General features: G+C 60.0%; 12 protein-coding genes. 11 read left to right on the top strand and 1 reads right to left on the bottom strand.

Annotated elements, in window-relative coordinates; translation table 11 throughout:
- Positions 1–221 precede the first annotated feature (221 nt).
- From BGE01nite_RS21860 to BGE01nite_RS21820, 9 genes are all read left to right on the top strand, one after another.
- Positions 222–872, top strand: coding sequence for a GntR family transcriptional regulator (locus BGE01nite_RS21860; RefSeq protein ID WP_146853683.1), 651 nt, complete (start codon positions 222–224; stop codon positions 870–872).
- Complete coding sequence (locus tag BGE01nite_RS21855) at positions 869–3,316, top strand: PSD1 and planctomycete cytochrome C domain-containing protein (protein WP_170266969.1); 2,448 nt, start codon at positions 869–871, stop codon at positions 3,314–3,316. Before BGE01nite_RS21860 ends, BGE01nite_RS21855 begins: the two co-directional genes overlap by 4 nt.
- 8 nt (positions 3,317–3,324) lie before the next feature.
- Entirely contained in the window at positions 3,325–4,722 is a 1,398-nt protein-coding gene (locus BGE01nite_RS21850; RefSeq protein ID WP_146853751.1) for a DUF1501 domain-containing protein, read from the top strand.
- Positions 4,719–7,712, top strand: coding sequence for a DUF1592 domain-containing protein (locus BGE01nite_RS21845; protein WP_218033063.1), 2,994 nt, complete (start codon positions 4,719–4,721; stop codon positions 7,710–7,712). Before BGE01nite_RS21850 ends, BGE01nite_RS21845 begins: the two co-directional genes overlap by 4 nt.
- An 8-nt stretch (positions 7,713–7,720) precedes the next feature.
- Entirely contained in the window at positions 7,721–9,199 is a 1,479-nt protein-coding gene (locus tag BGE01nite_RS21840; RefSeq protein WP_146853679.1) for a DUF4241 domain-containing protein, read from the top strand.
- 27 nt (positions 9,200–9,226) lie between these two features.
- Complete coding sequence (locus BGE01nite_RS21835) at positions 9,227–10,561, top strand: DUF1552 domain-containing protein (protein WP_146853677.1); 1,335 nt, start codon at positions 9,227–9,229, stop codon at positions 10,559–10,561.
- A 270-nt stretch (positions 10,562–10,831) separates the two neighbouring features.
- A complete protein-coding gene (locus tag BGE01nite_RS21830) occupies positions 10,832–11,731 on the top strand; it encodes an alpha/beta hydrolase (RefSeq protein ID WP_170266968.1) in 900 nt (299 codons plus the stop codon).
- Positions 11,732–11,818: 87 nt separating this feature from the next.
- The gene (locus BGE01nite_RS21825) at positions 11,819–12,256 is read left to right on the top strand and encodes an OsmC family protein (RefSeq protein WP_146853673.1); all 438 of its coding nucleotides are present in this window, start codon (positions 11,819–11,821) and stop codon (positions 12,254–12,256) included.
- 247 nt (positions 12,257–12,503) lie between these two features.
- The gene (locus BGE01nite_RS21820; RefSeq protein WP_146853671.1) at positions 12,504–12,926 is read left to right on the top strand and encodes an OsmC family protein; all 423 of its coding nucleotides are present in this window, start codon (positions 12,504–12,506) and stop codon (positions 12,924–12,926) included.
- Between the two features lie 276 nt (positions 12,927–13,202).
- Here BGE01nite_RS21820 and BGE01nite_RS21815 read toward each other — a convergent pair whose 3' ends face one another.
- A complete protein-coding gene (locus BGE01nite_RS21815; protein ID WP_146853669.1) occupies positions 13,203–13,598 on the bottom strand; it encodes a (R)-mandelonitrile lyase in 396 nt (131 codons plus the stop codon).
- A 255-nt stretch (positions 13,599–13,853) separates the two neighbouring features.
- On the opposite strand from BGE01nite_RS21815, the gene BGE01nite_RS21810 reads away from it, so the two are divergent.
- Together BGE01nite_RS21810 and BGE01nite_RS21805 are read left to right on the top strand one after the other, a co-directional pair.
- On the top strand, positions 13,854–14,888 hold the full coding sequence (locus BGE01nite_RS21810; protein ID WP_146853667.1) for a ferritin-like domain-containing protein: 1,035 nt from the start codon (positions 13,854–13,856) through the stop codon (positions 14,886–14,888).
- Position 14,889: 1 nt separating this feature from the next.
- Entirely contained in the window at positions 14,890–16,818 is a 1,929-nt protein-coding gene (locus BGE01nite_RS21805; RefSeq protein WP_146853665.1) for a hypothetical protein, read from the top strand.
- Positions 16,819–17,147 lie beyond the last annotated feature (329 nt).

Raw genomic sequence — 17,147 nt, 5'->3', positions numbered from 1 at the left:
AGCTCGAAGGTAACTCAATGTTTTAGGCTAAAGGCGAAGGTATTCTTGCGGATGCTTTGCAATTTGGCAAGGCATAACATTAAGTCCTACCCGAGCAGACTATGACGATTCTGAGGATACGACGACGTCTCCTCGTGCTCACCTCAACATATAAGTCATCGCCTGTTTTTGAGATCTCATGAAAGACCAGGTCTCGTAAAACGGTATACCGTTTTATCTCCATGCCTAAAGCGCCGTCACCATCCTCCCGATCCGACTCCACCGCCTCGCTTCTCCGCCAGGAGATCGTGAGTGGTGAGGCGGCGCCGGGGAATCTGCTGGCGGAGGCGGCGGTGGCGCAGAGGCTGGGGGTGAGTCGTGTGCCGGTGCGGGAGGCGCTGTTTACTTTGGAAAGGGAAGGGCTGGTGGAATTCAGCGCCACGGGGCGGGCTTTTGTGAAGGACCTGACGACCTCGGATTTTGAGGAGCTGTATGTCCTGCGACTGAACCTGGAGCCGCTGGCGGCTCGGCTCGCGGCACCCCACTTTAAAAAGGATCTCTCCAGCCTGGAGGAGAATGTGGCGGCGACGCAGCGGGCGAAGTCCGTGCATGAGGTTACGCGGCTGGACCTGGAGTTTCATGAGCTGATCCTGCACATGTCGGGGAACACGCGGCTGCTCAAACTCTGGCGCTCTTTGCGCGGGGAGCTGGAGCTCTGGCTGGGGCGGCTGCACCGGCAGCATCAGCTGCAGACTCGCGAGACCCAGGCGCAGACGGTGGAGGCGCATCGCGGGATCATTGAGGGCTTCAAAACGCAAACTCCGGCGGCTTGCGAGCGTCTTCTCCGGGAGCATATTCTCGGCTGGCGGGAATGGCTGCCGATCGTGTCATGAAACGCACCTTCCAGAGCCTCGTCGCAGCCTCGCTCCTGCTTTCACCGGCACGGGCGGAGGACGGGCTGGCGTTCTTTGAAGACAAGGTCCTGCCGCTCCTGCAGCAGCGCTGCTACGAGTGCCATTCGCACGAGAAGAAGATCAAGGGCGGCCTCGCGCTCGACCTCAAGTCCGGCTGGCAGACGGGAGGCGACAACGGCCCTGCCATCATCCCTGGTGACCTAACGAAAAGTCATCTCATCAAGGCCGTGCGCTACACGGACCCCGAGATGGAGATGCCGCCGAAGGCCAAGATGCCCGCAGGCGAGATCGAGCTGCTGGAAAAATGGGTCGCTATGGGCGCGCCGGATTCGCGCGTGGCGAAGACGGGGGACAAGCAAGCGCGCACCATCGACATCGAAGCCGGGAAAAAGTTCTGGGCCTTCCAGCCCGTGCACGATGCGCAGGCACCGGCGGTGAAGGATGCCTCATGGGCGCTGGATCCCGTGGACCGCTTCATCCTCGCCAAACTGGAGGGTGTTGGATTGAAACCTGCGGCGGAGGCAGATCGGCATACTTGGTTACGCCGCGTGAGCCTGGATCTCACCGGGCTTCCACCGAGTCCGCAGGACATCGAGCGCTTCACCGCCGACACCTCGCCGAACGCCTATGAAAAGGTCGTGGACCGCTTGTTGCAGTCCAAAGCCTTTGGCGAGCGCTGGGCGCGGCACTGGCTGGATCTCACCGGGTATGCGGATCAGATCGGCACCTCGAACGATGTCTTTGCCGAGCATGCCTGGCGCTATCGCGACTACGTCATCACCGCCTTCAACACGGACAAACCCTTCGACCGCTTCATCCGCGAGCAGATCGCTGGAGATCTGCTTCCGGCAGCCACGCCGCAGGAACGCGCCGCGAACCTCATCGCCACGGGTTTCCTCGTGTTGGGAGATGTGGAGATCGTGGCCGTGGACAAGCTCAAGATGGAGGTGGACCTCGTCGATCAGCAGGTGACCAAGGTTGGCACCGCCTTCCTCGGCATGACCCTTGGCTGCGTGCGCTGCCATGATCATAAGTTCGATCCCATCGCGCAGACCGACTACTACGCCATGGCGGGCATGTTCCGCAGCACCGACTCCACGCACAAGACGGACAATGGCGTGTGGAGCTGCGTGAACAAAACCGAGCTGCCCGAGACTGTGGAGCAGAAGGTGGAGCGCGAGAAGCGCCTAACGACAAATGATTCTAAGATCAATGACCTCAAGGCCGAGCTCGAGGCGTCTGAGAAAGAGAAGGCCGTGCTGGATGTGAAGATCAAGACGGCGAACAAGCACAGCAAACCACCCATCGTGAAGCGCCTGCAGGAGCTCACCCCGCGCATCAAGGTCCTCCAGAAAGACATCCAGCATTCCGAGTTCTTCGCGCCTGCTGTTCCCAAGGCTTTTGCGGTGCATGATCGTGAGCAACCGACGGACATGCGCATCACCATCCGTGGGAATCCTTATGCGCTGGGTGACATGGTGAAGCGCGGTGTCATGCGCGTGGCCTCCTGGGGCGAGCTGCCGCCTATTCCCGAGAGGGAAAGCGGCCGCGTGCAACTGGCGGACTGGATCGCGGATGCTCGTCATCCTTTGACCGCGCGTGTCACCGTGAACCGCATCTGGCAGAAGCTCTTTGGCGAAGGTCTCGTGCGCACCGTGGACTATTTTGGTGTGCGGGGCGAGGCACCTTCGCATCCGGAGTTGCTGGATCATCTGGCCATGCGCTTCGTGCGTGGTGGGTGGTCGCAGAAGCAGCTCATCCGCAGTCTGGTGCTGAGCCGCGCGTATCGCATGAGCAGCGCGCATGATGCGCTGGCCATGCAGCGTGATCCTGACAACCGCCTGCTCTGGCGCATGAACCGCCAGCGTCTCGATGCCGAGGCCATCCGTGATGCCATGCTCGCCATCAGCGGCAAGCTCACGCTGTCTCAGGGCGGCCCGGCCTTGCCGCTCGAGTTCCCGGAGAATGCCGTGAACCTCGCTCCGAAGGCCGTGAACCCTCCAGCGATCTTGTTCAAGAAACACCGGCCCGTGCATGACTATGAGCGCACGGTGTATCTCCCGGTCATCCGCTCCGCCGGACAGCCCGGTTCCGCGAAGCTGCGAGATGTCTTTGACTTCGCGCAGCCTGCCAACTTCACCGGCAAGCGCGCCGAGACAGCCGTGCCCACGCAGGCGCTCTTCCTGATCAATAGCGACATGTTGCGCTCCCGTGCCACGGAACTCGCGAAGGACCTGTGTGAAAGCACGCCGAATGCCGGGGCACGCCTCGAAGCGCTCTGGCTGCGTGTCTTGAACCGCCCCATCACCTCGACGGAGCGCGATGAAGCGAACCAGTTCATTCATTCACTCACCGCCGAATCCGCCTGGATCGAGCTCAGCCATGCGCTGCTGTCCTCGAATGAATTTCTCCTGCGCCTCTGACCATGAGCATGATCACCCATTCCTCCCGCCGAGACTGGCTGCGCAACACGGCCTGCGGCTTTGGCGCGCTGGCCTTTCACGATCTTGTGCGCGCGGCGCAGAGTCCGCTGGCGGTGCAGACGCCGCGCTTTCCGGCGAAGGCGAAGCGCGTGATCTTCCTCTTCATGGCAGGCGGTCCTTCGCAGCCGGATTTGTTTGATCCGAAGGACTACATCAAGCGCATGCACGGCCAGAAGGTCAGCGCGCCGATCAACACCAACGAGCTGCGTGTGGGCACGGACAAGTTTCTCGCGCTCGCCACGCATGGCGAGGTGCGCCCGCGTGGTCAAAGCGGCACGATGATCTCGGATCTCATGCCGCACACCGCTTCCATCGCGGATGAGATTTGTCTGCTGCGCGCCATGCATGCGGACAACAACCAGCATGCGCCCGCCGCGCTGCAGTTTCACACCGGCTCGACCACGGATGTGCGCCCTTCCATGGGCTCGTGGATCAGCTATGGTCTCGGCACGGAGAACCAAAACCTGCCGAGCTTCATCAGCATTCATCCAGACAGTGACGTGCGCCTCTACGGCTCCGGCTTCCTGCCGGCTGCGCATCAGGGCACACGAGTCATCGTGCCGCAGGATGACAAGCAATCGCCGATCGATTATTTGAAGGATACCTCCGCGAATCCGGCGGCGCAGCGCCAGCGCATCGACTTCGTGCAGCGCATGAACCGTCGTCTGCTCCAGCAGGCGGAGGTGGACGGGCGCATGGAAGGCATGATCGAGAGCATGGAGATCGCCTTCCGCATGCAAACCGCGACTCCCGAGCTGGTGGACATCTCGAATGAATCCGAGGCCACGAAGGAGCTGTATGGTGTGGGTAACAAAGATTGCGATAAAAATGCGCGTGCCTGCCTGCTTGCACGCCGTCTCAGCGAGGCCGGGGTGCGCTTTGTGCAGGTGACCATGGGCGGCTGGGATCATCATGGTGATATCCGCACGGCGCTGCCAAAGAGCTGTGCTGGCACGGACCAGCCCTGCGCGGGACTGATCAAGGATCTGAAGTCACGCGGTCTGCTGGATGACACGCTCGTCGTCTGGTCCGGCGAGTTTGGCCGCACACCCTGGAGCCAGGATCTCAGCGGCACCTCGCCTATCGAAAAGCATGGTCGCGAGCATCAACCGGAGAGCTTTTGCTCATGGATGGCGGGTGGAGGCATCAAGCCCGGCATCAGCTTTGGCGAGACGGATGAGTTCGGCTTCCGCCCTGTGTCTGGCAAGGTGCACCTGCATGATCTGCATGCCACCATCCTGCACCAGCTTGGATTGGATCATGAGAAACTGACATGGCGTCATCTCGGCCGCGATTTCAGGCTCACGGATGTTTATGGGAACGTGGTGAAGGAGATCCTGGCATGAGACAACGTTTTTCAAACACCGTCATGACCCTGCTCATGACATGCAGCGCCATCTCCGCATGGGCTGATGAGTTTCAGCAGTCGGTCCAGCCCTTGCTGAAGGAGTATTGCAACACCTGCCACTCCACGCAGAAGCAGAAGGGCGACCTCGATCTCGAGCGCTTCACCTCCATGAAGCAGGTGAAAGCCGATCCCGCCGTGTGGGAGCACACGCTGGAGCAGCTCGCGAACAACGAGATGCCGCCGAAAGGCAAGCCGCAGCTCTCGCCGGAGCAGAAGAAGCTGCTCACGCAATGGGCACGCGGCACGCTGGATGAGCTGGCACTCGCCAGCGCCGGTGATCCAGGCCCCGTGGTGCTGCGCCGCCTGTCCAACATGGAGTATACTTACACTGTGCGTGACCTAACAGGGATTGATTCATTGGATCCCGCGAAGGAGTTCCCCGTGGATGGTGCTGCCGGTGAAGGTTTTACCAATGCCGGAGCCGCGCTGGTGATGTCGCCCGCCTTGCTCACGAAGTATCTCGATGCGGGGAAGGACATCGCCAGTCACGCCGTGCTGCTGCCGGGTGGCATGCGCTTCTCGGAAAGCTCTTCACCCCGAGACTGGACGGATGAAGCCCTCGCCAAGATCCGTGCTTTCTATGCGCGCTACACTTGGCAGGGCGGCGCGGAGTCCGTGAACCTGCAAGGGGTGCAGTTTGACACCAACACTGGAGGCCGGCTGGAGGTGGCAAAGTATCTCGAAACCTTGCAGGGCAGGGGAGATGCGTCGGTGTTGAATGCCCGCTATCTCGAAACGTTGAAGAAGGCGCTGGAGAGCACTCAGCCATCGCCTGTGCTGGACCTGCTGCGTGAGAAGTACAAAGCCAAGAGTTTGAATGCTTTGGATGTCGATGCCTGGCAGCGCGTGCTCTGGCGCTTCGCGAGCGTGGGGCACATCGGCAAGAAGAACGGTCCCAAGTCCTGGCAAGAACCTGTGACTCCGCTCGGCACGCATCATGAGATTCGCGTGAAGCTCGAAGCACCGAAGGAAGGTGGTGATGCGAAGCTCTATCTTGTCTCCACTGATGCCGGAGATGGCAGCGCGGATGATGAAGCTATCTGGGAGAATGCGCGAGTGGTGGTGAAGGATAAACCGGATGTGCAGGTGCTGGCTTCTCAAGCGGTGAAGACACCGCAGGTCATTGAGATCACTGTGCCTGCTGCCAGCATCGTGAAGGATACCGAACTGGTCGTGACCGCTCGTCACAAGTCCGGCAGCGTGCAGGTCCAGGTACTGAAGGAAAAACCCACAATGCTTTCTGGTCTGCAATCCGGCATGGCCAGCGCGGTCATCGCCAAAGGCCAGTGGAGTGACAACAACCTCCGCACCTCACTCAGCGCGCCGATCCTCGTCGCGAATGGTTCACCAGCTCGTCAGAAGTTTGAGGCCGCCTTTGATGAGTTTCGCGCCCTTTTTCCCATCGCTCTTTGTTATGCCAAAATTGTGCCGGTGGATGAGGTGGTGACGCTCACGCTCTTTCATCGTGATGACAGCGAGTTGCAGCGCCTCATGCTCAGCGCGGAGGAGAGCAAGGAACTGGATCGTTTGTGGGATGAGTTGCTCTTTCTCAGTGAGGCTCCGCTGAAGCAGGTGGACGTGTTTGAGCAGCTCTGGCAGTTCGCCACGCAGGACGCGAAGCCTGATGCTTTTGAGCCCATGCGCGAGCCCATCATGCGCGGTGCCGAGGCCTTTAAGAAGCGCCTCGTCGAGATCGCACCCGTGCAAGTGCAGGCGGTGCTCGACTTTGCAGGCAAAGCCTGGCGCCGATCTTTGTCAGACCGTGAGCAATCCGCGCTGCGCACTCTTCATGCGCAGCTGCTGAAGCAGGGCCTTTCGCATCCTGCGGCCACACGGATGCTGCTGGCACGCGTGCTCACCTCGCCTGCGTTCTTGTATCGCGGAGAAAAGGCTGCGGAGGGCAGCAAGTCTGCGCCTGTGAGTGATCGCGAACTGGCCACACGCCTCAGCTACTTCCTCTGGTCCTCCACGCCAGATGCGGAACTCATGAGCCAGGCGGATGCAGGTCGTCTGCATGAGCCTGAGGTGCTGGTCTCACAGGCTCATCGAATGTTAAAGAACGCCAAGGTCAGCCGTCTCGCCACGGAGTTCGGCTGCCAGTGGCTGCAGGTGCGTGATGTCGCCACGCTGGATGAAAAGAGCGAGCGCCATTTCCCAACTTTTGGTTCGCTGCGCGGCCCCATGCAGGAGGAGGCCGAGCGCTTCTTCACCGCGCTGTTTCAGCAGGACGAGTCCGTGCTCTCGCTCCTGGAAGCTGATCACACGTATGTGAATGGCGCGCTGGCCGAGCACTATGGTTTGAAGGTGAAGGGAAGTGACTGGCAGCGGGTGGAGGCCCTGCGCGCTCAAGGTCGCGGGGGCATCCTCGGCTTCGCGGCCACGCTCGCCAAGCAAAGCGGTGCCTCACGCACCAGCCCGATCCTGCGCGGCAACTGGCTCAGCGAGGTCGTGCTCGGCGAGAAGCTGCCACGCCCTCCCAAAGACGTCCCCATCCTCCCCGAAGAAGCCCCCGCAGGCCTCACGGAGCGCCAGCTCATCGAGCGCCACAGCAGCGATGCCGCCTGCGCGAAATGCCACCAGCGCATCGACCCCTTCGGCTTCGCGCTCGAAGGCTTTGATGCCATCGGCCGCTCCCGTAAAGCCGACACCCACGCCGTCCTGGCAAACGGCACCACCTTCGAAGGTCTCGACGGCCTGCGCACCTATCTCCTCACCACGCGTCGCGATGACTTCCTCCGCCAGTTCTGTAGAAAACTCCTCGGTTATGCCCTCGGCCGCAGCGTCCAGCTCTCCGACAAGCCTCTGATCGAAACCATGATCACCCAGCTCAAAGCCAACGACTTCAAAATCACCACCGCCCTCGAAACCATCCTCCTCAGCCCGCAGTTCCGCGAGGTGCGGGGGAGGGATTTTGTGGTCTCGCAATAGTATTCCTCATGCATCGACTCCTTTTCGCTTTCTTTATCTTGTCGCTGGTAGGTTGCCAGCTTCATGCCGAGGAGAATGTCACGCCACAAAGTGCACCTCAAAGCAGCACATCATCAGAGATCATGAAAAGTCCCCAGGAAAGAGTGCAAAGCTACATTCGCGACTGGCATCAATCCTGGAAGGATTGTGGAGGATCGAGTGACATGAGCGCAGCCAGTCTCAGCGCCTCGTTCATAGGGCGGATGGAGAAGTGGGAGAAATCTATTCGGGCACTGGCACAGAAACACTGGAGCTCAACGGATGGCGATAGCAGTGGTTCAAGCTTTGGATATCCGCCAGATCACGATCCGGACGCCGAGAGAATCATCAAGCACCAGATTGGCGGTGACACGGCGATCGTGGAGACTGAAATCAAAAAGCAGTCTTACCCGACCTTTTATGAATACCGTCTAAAGCTGGTGAATGGTGACTGGCGGATCGAATCCAATGCTATGTTCTTTGATCGGGAGGATGAGGTTCTCGATGAGAAGAAGACTCGCTCACTGCTGGAGAAGACAAGCTTTGCCCCAAAACTTCCGCCTCATGACGAAGGTGATGAGCCCAACTGCGAGGTTCTGTTCGAGGAGGGCAAGGTCGTGAAGGGAACGTTGATGCAAAAGGCTGAACCTATCAAAGTGGTCAAAGCCGGGAAGCTCTCCCTTCCAAGCGGAATGATCATCGCGCGGGATTTCGGATATGCGCCAGATGATGCCGTTCCTCTCTCGCTTAGAGTGAAGCCTGGTGAATATGAAGTTGATGCGTGCATGCTAGAGGGGCGGGTCGCCGCGATACGCGTTGTATTTGGAAAGTCCGACAAGAAGCCATTTCACTATCGCCAAGCCATAACTGTGGACAACGGCAGTTCGGTCATTGGCGTGGATGCAGGCAATGTGGCGATTTGTGACGCTCTGTCGTTCATGCAGCGCTCGAAGCGTAATCATGAGCGCGAGTATCAAGATTGGGTCAAGATCACCACCGCTCGCACGCAGAGCTTACCGGATATCACCTTTCTGAAACTGGGCGCCTCGGAGAGCAATACAGCCGTGGTCAGCGGGAGCGGCTATGGAGATGGTGGATATCCTTCTTACTGGGTCGTTGATGCGGATAATGAGTTGGTGGCATTCATCATTGATTTCCAGATCGCTGCCGAACAGCTCTATCGTTCAGTGAAAGTTCCATGGGTATCCGGATGCAATGGCGTGATCCATCAGGAAGATGGACTGTCGGTTGAGGTCATCCGTGGCTCGAGCATCAAAGTTACAGGAGAGCAGATCTCTGAAGTCCGCTGGCTGGACTCGGCAGGCGCAGTTGTCTTCAGTGGAGATCAATCCAGCCACTCGATTTCGAGCGATAACGAAAACACTTTTGGCGTGGATTCCACCAAGCTGGACGGCAAAGCGAGTCAGATGGAGATCCTCATTTACACCGGGTTCCGAAATAATCGCTGAACCACAATCTGCTGACACTGCATCACCATGAACACACACCGTTTCTCACGTCGAGCTTTCCTGCGCGGGGCAGGGGTCACCATGGCGTTGCCATGGCTGGAGTCTCGCAATGTCTGGGGGGATGAGCCTGGGAAGAGCAAGCCGGCGAGCGAGGCTCCGGTGCGTATGTGCGTGGTGTTCTCCGGCAATGGGTTTCACTCCAAGGAGTGGTGGGCGAAGGGGGAGGGCAAGGCGATGGAGCTTGGGCAGGTGCTACAGCCGCTGGCGGATTTCCGTGAGAAGATGCTTTTTGTTCGCGGGCTGTATCATGAGGAGGCGCGGAAGGGGAACATCCATAGCTCGCAGACGGGGAATCTGCTTTCAGGGGCGCCGATCGCTTCGGGTGGGGAGATCCGTTCGGGGCTGAGTTTTGACCAGTTGCTGGCGCAGTCTTATGGCCGGTCGACGAAGGTGCCGAGTTTGGTGCTGGCTTGTGAGAAGTCGAACCCGTCCGTGCATAAGAACTACTCGATGCTCTACAGCTCCCACATCTCGTGGAGCTCGCCGACGACACCGACACCGCTGGAGCTCTACCCGGCGCTGGCTTTTGACCGTCTCTTTAAAGATGGCGCAGCTCCGGGAGACAAGAGTGTGCTCGATGCGGTGCTGGAAGATGCGGAGGACCTGCGCCGTGGCATCAGCCGGGATGACCAGCGCAAGCTGGACGAGTATCTCGACTCCGTGCGCGACGTGGAGAAGCGTATCGAGAGCGCGGGCAAGCGCGGCGAGCTGCAGGGCTGGCGGCCCACGCTGGCCAAACCAAGTATGAAACAACGGCCTGCGGATGGGATTCCGCAGGACATCGGCGAGCACATGCGGCTGATGGGTGACATCATGGTGCTCGGCTTTCAGACGGACAGCACGCGCATCAGTACCCTGAAGCTGAACAATGACCACAGCGCCCTGCGTTTTCCGAACCTGCCGAGTGTGCAGCAGGCGGGGCACGGGATCGACTACATGATCCACCACCTGCTGTCCCACAGCGATGGCGAGGACTGGCTGAAGGTGAACCAGTTCTTCATGGAGCAGACGGCTTACATCGCGCGGAAGCTCGACTCCATCCAGGAAGGCCCGCGCACGCTGCTGGACAACACCATGCTCATGCACTGCTCCAGCATGATGGTCGGCGCGAAGCACAATAATGATGAGCTGCCTGTGATTGTGCTCGGTGGTGCGGGAGGCCGTCTGAAAGGTGGTCGCGTGCTGGACTACCAGGGCAAGCCCGAGCGCCAGCTCTGCCGCCTCTTCATGTCCATGATGGACAAGATGGATGTGCGGCCCAAGACGTTTGGTGATGCGAAGGTGATGCTGGAGGAAGTGTGAGGTGGTTCGGGTGGAAGGTTGACGCAGTGAGGATTGGGCTGCCCCTACGGGGCAGAGTTTTGGGTGGGGTATGATCGGGGGGCTACCCGGGGTTCATCCGCTTCGCGGAATCACCCCGGGCTACTCATGGGGAACCACTCCGTGGTTCGCCGAGCCGAAGAGTTCCTTGTTGAGGTGCGATGTTGGACGAACCTCAGAGTGCGGGCTTGGCGCTATGATTTCGCAGATCGGTTTTGCAAGATGCGGTGAATGGTGGCTTTCATGTTTCCCATGCGTCGTTTCGTCCGTCTGCTGCTCAAATTCATCCTCGGCATTGTCCTGCTGGCTGTGCTGCTCTTCGGGGCGGGGTGGTGGTATTTTCATCCGGAGTTCACGCGCACTGCCGGCATTGTTTACGCGCAGAGGAATGGTCGTGACCTAACATTGGATGTGGTCAGGCCTGCGCATGCCAGCGGTTCCTGCGTGCTGGTGATGGTGAGTGGCGGATGGAAGTCGGACGCGAAGAAGTTTTATCCTTGGATGGGGGCTTCTTTCCTGAGGCAGGGACACACGCTGGTGGCGGTTTCGCATCTCTCGCAGCCGCAGGCTTCCGTGCAGGAGATCGTGGAGGATGTGCAGCATGCGGCGCGGTTTGTGCGCCATCATGCGAAGGAGTATGGCATTGATCCGAACCGCATCGGTGTGTTCGGCGGAAGCTCCGGAGGACATCTCAGTCTGATGCTCGCCACGCGTGGTGGGCCAGGTGATCCGAAGGCAGCGGATCCGGTGGATCGTGAGAGCAGCGCGGTGCAGGCGGCGACGGTTTTTTATCCGGTGACGGATCTGATCAATCTCGGTCCCTCCACGGAGAATCTGCATGATGGCGGCCCGCCGAAGAGTTACCGCAAGGCTTTTGGACCGAAGGCCACGGACCTCAAGGAGTGGCAGGGCATCGGCCATGATCTCTCGCCGATCTTCTACGTCTCGAACAAGCTGCCGCCGGTCTACATCGCGCATGGAGATGCGGACACGCTGGTGCCGCTGGAGCAGTCCACGCGCTTCCGGGAAAAGGCGGTGGAGCAGGGGCGCGAGGTCACGCTGACGGTGGAGTCTGGGGGCCGCCACGGATGGAGCACCATGCTGTGGGATGCGCATCTCTTCGCGGGCTGGATGACGGAAAAGCTGCGCTGAGCAGCCTCCGTCACGATTCGCACCGCCGGGGAAGGGGGCTGATCCGTATCCATAAGTCTGGCTCGGTTCCAACCACCCCCCCACCCCATGAAACACAAGGCATCCGCTCAGTGGAAAGGCACTCTGAAAGAGGGCAAAGGCACGCTGAGCACCCACTCCGGTGCCCTGGCGGACAGGCCCTACTCGTTCCGGTCACGCTTTGAGGGGGAGCCGGGGACGACTCCGGAAGAGATCATCGGCGCGGCGCATGCGGGGTGCTTTTCCATGGCGCTGTCCATGGCCCTGGGCCTGGCTGGATACACGCCGGAAAGCATCTCCACGGTGGCGACGATCACGATGGAGCCGAAAGGGGAAGGCTTCTCCATCACCGCGAGTCATCTTGATCTCACGGCGACCATTCCTGACATCGACCGGGAGACGTTTTTGAAGCTGGCGGAGAAGGCGAAGGGGAGCTGTCCGGTGTCCAAGCTGATGAATGCGCAGATCACGCTGGATGCGAGGCTGGAGCCGGCGATCACGCTGTGAGGACCCTGAGACATTTGGTAGAAAGATGAAGGGTAGAAAAATTTCAGAACATTTTTCCTCTGCCCTGCTTCTGACAGAATGGTTTCAGAAAATCTTTCTACCCTTCATGTTTCTACCCTAACCTGCCCGGGTATGAAGAAGGCATCACGCAACGACAGTATCGTTTAGACGATGTTGCACGTAGTGATCCCGCGCACGCTTTCACGTGCCGCGCATCTCTCATCCCTATCCCTCATCTCCAAATCGCATGAAACAAAAAGCATCTGCTCAATGGAACGGCTCTCTCAAAGAAGGCAATGGCACGATCAGCACCGGCTCTGGTGCGCTGGTGGACAAGCCCTACTCCTTCAAGACACGCTTTGAAGGCGAGCAAGGCACGAATCCTGAGGAGCTCATCGGCGCCGCGCATGCGGGCTGTTTCTCCATGGCCTTCTCGATGATCCTCGGCCTCGCTGGATTCACGCCTGAGAAGATCGCCACCACGGCCACGATCACGCTGGAGCAGAAGGACGGCGGCTTTGCCATCACGGCGAGCCATCTGGATGTGACGGCCACGATCCCCGGCATTGATGAGGCGATCTTTCAGGAGCTGGCTGGCAAGGCCAAGGCGGGCTGCCCGGTTTCCAAGGTGCTGAATGCGGAGATCACGATGGAGGCGAAGCTGGCGTAACCAGACCAGCCTCGACAACTCAAAGGGCACTCATTGATTTGAGTGCCTTTTTGGTTAGGCTGAGGGACATGCGATCATCGCGAAGCGTCCTCGAGTGCGCCCGGCCTCTGGCGCCTTGGAAGGCCTAACAAGATGCTGCGCGCAGGCTGGATGCGAAGGTCTTTTGAGGTGAATGCTTCTCTTGAAGTTTGCGGATCACTCGCTTCGTCGTAGAGCGCCGGAGGACCGGCGCAATCCAGGACGCTGCGCGACTTCGGCGTCTTCAGTGCCCCTCCCTCACTTCTGATACTGCTCCTCGGTCACGTGCTCCAGCCAGTCGACGGTTTTGCCGTCGAGGGCTTCCTGGATGGCGAGGTGGGTCATGGCGGTGGTGGGGGTGGCGCCGTGCCAGTGTTTTTCACCGGGTGGAAACCAGACGACATCTCCGGGATGCAGCTCCTCGATGGGGCCGCCTTCATGCTGCGCCCAGCCATGACCGGAGGTGATGATGATGGTCTGGCCGAGCGGATGGGTGTGCCAGGCGGTGCGCGCGCCGGGCTCAAAGGTCACGCTGGCTCCGGCCACGCGAGCGGGTGAGGCCGCCTGAAACAGCGGGTCCAGCCGGACGGTGCCGGTGAACCAGTCCGCCGGGCCGGGGCGGGATGCTTGGGAGCCTGCTCTTTGGATGTTCATGAGGTGGCCAAGCTGAAGGTGGATCCCCCGTGTTGCAATCAGCAGCATCGCAGCCGTGACTGCCTAATTGGTTAGAATGGGGATGGTTAGTGAATTTGTTCCCCATACTCTCCCATCATCGTCAATAATTTGTCACCAAGTCAGTATTTACCGGTAAATGGATGGTTGAGAAACTCACGTGACCACCCAGGTGATGAGATTACTTCTCGTTAATGACTAGATTGTGAACTCAGACCAGATCCATAAGCCTAGAAAATGATACGATTACAACTACCCGTGCTGGACTCGCTCGCCGACATCCAGGCGGCGGTGCAAACAGCCATCGAGATCGAGTTTTCCACGCTCCCGCCTTATCTCTACGCGGCGAGTTCCATCCTGCCCGGCACCAATGCGCCTGCCGTGGCCTGTCTGCGTGAGATCATCCATGAGGAGATGATCCATCTCTGCCTGGCCTCAAACATCATGAACGCCATCGGCGGCTCACCCCAGATGACCGTGCCCAAGTTTCCCGGGCCGCTGCCGGGTGATGTGGGCCGGAATCCGGACGGCACGCAGTTCAGTGTGCACCTCTACCCCTTCTCCCCGGAGTCGATGAAGCAGGGCATGAACATCGAGGAGCCGGATGAGCCCATCGATCCGCCGGAGATGGAAAAGCTGATGGCCATGGCCATTGCCTCTGAGACTGGCAGCATCGCGGACTACTACCGGCATCTGGAAAATGCGCTCTCGCAGCTGCCTGCCTCCGCCTGGCAGCCCGGGCGTAACCAAATAGATGACAGCCAGTTTTTCCAGGGGCAGCTCTTCGCGGTGAACAGCTTCGCGGATGCGCAGAAGGCCATCAGTGACATCGTCTCCGAGGGTGAAGGCTCCTCCGACAGCCCGCTGAACTTCGAAGGCGAGGTCTCGCACTTCTACCGCTTCCAGGAGATCTACCGGAATCAGGTCCTCACCAAGGCCAACAATGCTGTGGGTTATGTCTGGGGCCTTCCGCTGGGCATCGACTACGCCGCCGCGTATCCCGCCATCACGGACCCGTGCATTCATGATTTCTCCCATGAGCCTGCCGCCGCGCAGGCCGCGCAGGTGCGGTGCAACAGCGCCTTCAGTGACATGGTGGATGCGCTGCAGCTGGCCTTCAACGGCCAGCCTGCGCAGCTCGGTGTGGGTGTGCGCTCCATGTTTGCGCTGCGGCAGGCCATGCAGGCGGCCCTCACCACACCGCTGGCAGACGGGCACTCCGTGGCCGGCCCCAGCTTCCTCTACATCCCCCAAAATCAACGGCAGAGCTAACATGAGCGTCCTCAGCACCCCACGCATCACCTTCAGCGGACAGATCTCCTGGGATCCGATCGTCACGAACAATTACCCAACCAATTATGATGAATCGACGGGTGACATCCTCCCGGAGAATGATCCTGCCGCGCAGTTTCGCACCACGGCCATCCAGCAGGTGCTCGGAGGAAACTGGAACCCGCACGGCACGCACCGGTCGACCTTCTTTGACACCTACATCACGGGGGTGGAGCTCGGCAGCGGAGCGCCCGCCGTGCAGGATCCAATGATCGGCGTGCCGGTGGCCTTCACTGGCATGCTGGTGGATCTGGAGCCCTACGGCGCCACCACCTCGCAGCTCTTCTTTGACCAGATGAGCTTCGGCATCCAGGGCGGCTGCAGCATCGCCGCGCAGCGGGCCTTCCGCTTCACGGACCGCTACATCAACTTCAGCCGCAACACCGCGAACGCGATGATCGCCGGTCGTGCGGGCATCACCTGGCAGACCTGTTTCCCCAAGGAGAACCTCACTCTCGCCGCGCATGATTCGCCGGTGATCCAGGCCTTCACCACCGCGCTGCAGGATCCGAAGGTCCTGGGCCTCATGGTGCGCTGGCAGGCCTATCGAACAGTGTATTTTGATGATTCCACGCTGAGTGACATGGTCATCGGGCCTGATGGCAAGCCCGTCATCGGCCCGAATGGCAATCCGGTCACGCCACCTGCCACGCAGGCGAAGAAGAAGGAGCTCTATGACAAGCTTCAGACCGGTGGCTGGCAGCCGAACCCGGCGCGCAGCTTGCTCGTCGGCAGTGTCGGACTCTGGCATGAGGATGATCCCGTGCATGAGCCGGGTGATCGCGCGGTGCTGCCGAATGAAAACTACGCGCTTCCAGATGGCACGCAGTTTGGCCCGGCCTTTGCGAGCCTGGGCGCCACCAGCATCACGCTGGATCTCGGCACCTTCGTGCCAGACGCGGATCGTGAAGCGAACAAGCATGATGTGGGCACGCTGACCGTGGTGGCCGTGAACCCTAAGGATGACAAGACCGTGCTGGCCACACTCGGCAGCATTCCTTACACGGGCGGTTATGACAAAGCCTCCTATGATGCCACGGCGGGCATTGTCACACTCAGTGGCATACCGGCGGCCAGCATCGCCATCGCGCAGACGGCGGACATTCAGATCCTGGATGGTTCAGGAAACATCCTGGCCACCGAGATCGGCCAGCGCGCCATCGCCAGTGATCCGAACTTTTATCTGGATGAAGGTTCCACCGCAGCGAGCACGGTGCGCGTCTATGAGCGCGGTGTGCCCGTGGGGAAAGGCACCTCTGTGCAGCTCTCCGCCTTCAGCAGTGATGCGCAGCAAAATCCCATCGCCGTGCCGGTGGGCCAGCCGCAGACCACGGATGATCATGGGTATGTGAGCTACCAGTTCACGGGCCAGCAAAACGGTGTGACCCAGTATGGTTTCGGGTTTCCGCCTGCGGCTCCACCAGCCTCATTGGACTCGACCACGGTCACCTTCATGTCCGTGCGTGTCTATCCGGCGGATGCAGACATCGCCGCAAAGCAGCCCACCTGGGACAACGTCTACAAGTATGTCCTCAGCAACTGGTATGCGATGGCGCCGTGCATGGACAACTGGCTGCTGCTGAATGACTCCGCCATGGTCACGCGCTATGGTCCCATGGTGAAGAAGCTCACGGCGCCGGATTATTTTGAGGCCTTCCGCTTCATGCCGGTCACGCGTGATCTCAGCGCTGGCAAGCGCGCGCTGCTTTACAATTACCTCGACGGACTGAAGACAGCTCCGGCTCCTGCTGCCCTGGCTGTTCCGGTGCTGGCTGCAGCTGACGCCGCTCCTGCCGGGAACGTGATCAATGTCACGCCCTCCCTGCATGTGCGGCCGAAGATGAAGTTCAGCAAGAACATGAAGTCGTAGCAGTGTTCGCTGAAGGAATTTGGCCAGATGTCTCGCAGAGAGGCGCTGGCCAATTGGGGGCTCCTGCCAAAGCGCTCATGCCTCCCCGTTGGGCGGGGAGGCATGGGTCAGGGGATGTGAGCGTGATTTTGGTTAGGACAGTTCTCAAAAAATCTGTCACTTTGCTCCGCTCGCCGATTCAAAAGGACATTCTTTTCGGGACCTGTTCTAGGCGTAATGCCGCCAAGCAATATGGGATGGCTGTCATCTTGTGTCTTGAGGGCCAAGGGCCCGTGACTCCTCAGCCCAGGCCAACGGCCTGGGATTCAGCACGTCTCGCACTCGCCCAT

The sequence above is a fragment of the Prosthecobacter gellanilyticus genome (genome assembly GCF_007992435.1).
GTDB lineage: Bacteria > Verrucomicrobiota > Verrucomicrobiia > Verrucomicrobiales > Verrucomicrobiaceae > Prosthecobacter > Prosthecobacter gellanilyticus.
This window is presented reverse-complemented; position numbering and strand designations above follow the sequence as displayed.

Bases quoted from the DNA above. Each gene is read 5' to 3' on its own strand.
- BGE01nite_RS21860 (WP_146853683.1), top strand. From the start codon at position 222: ATGCCTAAAGCGCCGTCACCATCCTCCCGATCCGACTCCACCGCCTCG.
- BGE01nite_RS21855 (WP_170266969.1), top strand. From the start codon at position 869: ATGAAACGCACCTTCCAGAGCCTCGTCGCAGCCTCGCTCCTGCTTTCA.
- BGE01nite_RS21850 (WP_146853751.1), top strand. From the start codon at position 3,325: ATGATCACCCATTCCTCCCGCCGAGACTGGCTGCGCAACACGGCCTGC.
- BGE01nite_RS21845 (WP_218033063.1), top strand. From the start codon at position 4,719: ATGAGACAACGTTTTTCAAACACCGTCATGACCCTGCTCATGACATGC.
- BGE01nite_RS21840 (WP_146853679.1), top strand. From the start codon at position 7,721: ATGCATCGACTCCTTTTCGCTTTCTTTATCTTGTCGCTGGTAGGTTGC.
- BGE01nite_RS21835 (WP_146853677.1), top strand. From the start codon at position 9,227: ATGAACACACACCGTTTCTCACGTCGAGCTTTCCTGCGCGGGGCAGGG.
- BGE01nite_RS21830 (WP_170266968.1), top strand. From the start codon at position 10,832: ATGCGTCGTTTCGTCCGTCTGCTGCTCAAATTCATCCTCGGCATTGTC.
- BGE01nite_RS21825 (WP_146853673.1), top strand. From the start codon at position 11,819: ATGAAACACAAGGCATCCGCTCAGTGGAAAGGCACTCTGAAAGAGGGC.
- BGE01nite_RS21820 (WP_146853671.1), top strand. From the start codon at position 12,504: ATGAAACAAAAAGCATCTGCTCAATGGAACGGCTCTCTCAAAGAAGGC.
- BGE01nite_RS21815 (WP_146853669.1), bottom strand. From the start codon at position 13,598: ATGAACATCCAAAGAGCAGGCTCCCAAGCATCCCGCCCCGGCCCGGCG.
- BGE01nite_RS21810 (WP_146853667.1), top strand. From the start codon at position 13,854: ATGATACGATTACAACTACCCGTGCTGGACTCGCTCGCCGACATCCAG.
- BGE01nite_RS21805 (WP_146853665.1), top strand. From the start codon at position 14,890: ATGAGCGTCCTCAGCACCCCACGCATCACCTTCAGCGGACAGATCTCC.